1 protein-coding gene is annotated in these 1,234 nt (G+C 67.8%); it reads right to left on the bottom strand.

The window, feature by feature from the left end; translation table 11 throughout:
• Window positions 1-755: 755 nt before the first annotated feature.
• Window positions 756-1,234: alkaline phosphatase family protein (locus tag AC2VON_RS13485; protein ID WP_486953418.1), on the bottom strand; the 479-nt coding region annotated here is incomplete at its 5' end.

Genomic DNA, 1,234 nt, shown 5'->3' with positions numbered 1-1,234 from the left:
CGCCCAGTGGGTAGCAGGCCTTGCTGAACGGCTCCCACCACTGCCCGGGCTCACAGTGCGCCGAGCTCACCGCCTCGGTGCCAAACGTCACGGTGGCTATCGCCGCTGCGGTCAGCATGAGAACGGCCGCCAACCGACCCACCAGGTTTCGCATCGCAGACCTCCCGACAACCGGGAACGTGTAGAGGGGATGCTATCGGCATGGCCACCCGAACCGGCCACAGTTGGCTGATGTTCGGTTACCCGGATAGCAACCGGTCCGGGCCTACCGGCAGCGTATCCTCGCCGAGGAGCAACTGTTGCAGCGCGATCTGCCGGGCTATGCGGACTACCGCCGCCGGACCAAGCGGCTGGTCCAGTACGTCTGGCGACGGACGTGCGCCCGAGTCACCGAACGTGCGACCAGGGCGAAAAAACCCGCAAAATCTGGCCACAGCTGCACGTTCGGCGCGAGCCGGAGCGTTGCAACGACAGCAGCTGTGTGGTCGGCATCGATGAGTTCCGCCGAGATGAACGCCGTGTGCCCCTCGGTGGTGTCGATCCGGCCGCGCAGCACCAGCGGGTGTCGATCGGGGTGACCTTGCGGTAGTCGACCCTAACAGGCCGGACAGCCCCACACCGCCGGCGATCTCAATCGTCGCCAGGGTGGTGAGTAGGCTGGTCAGGCTCGAAGGGTCCTGCTAGGGGCGGCGGGGCCGCCGCGGCGACGACGACGCCGGCGCTCGCGACGGCCGCCACGGTGACACCGGAGCAACTCATGTGCGCGGCACCACCGAACCGGCGGGCGGGAGCGGCACCGGCGGCTGAGCCGAGCAGGCCAGACTGGCCGGGCTCTCGCCGGAGGGGGGCAGGCCGGCGACCGTCGCCGGGGTGAACGTCGGCTGGCCGCTCTGCATGGCGGCCAAATCCAGGAAGTCCGTCAGATCGTTGGCGTTGGCGTCGCGCATCGTCAGCGCCGGCAGGTTCCAGATGCGCTCGATCAGGGCAAGCACCGAGCTGTGGTCGTAGACGAGGTGGCTGACGTAGTTCTGCTTCGCATACGCCGACACCAGGACCATCGGCACCCGGAAACCGTACCTGTGGAAGCCGTCGTATTCAGACACGCCGAGCCCGACCACCGGCGGGATCAAATCCGGAGCCAGCGCGACCGGAGGCACCACATGATCCGCCCAGCCCCCCCACTCGTCGTATTGGATGACGAGCACCGTCTTGTCCCAGTTGGGCGATGCGCCGA

It is taken from the genome of Mycobacterium sp. TH-M82 (assembly GCF_057473605.1).
This window is presented reverse-complemented; position numbering and strand designations above follow the sequence as displayed.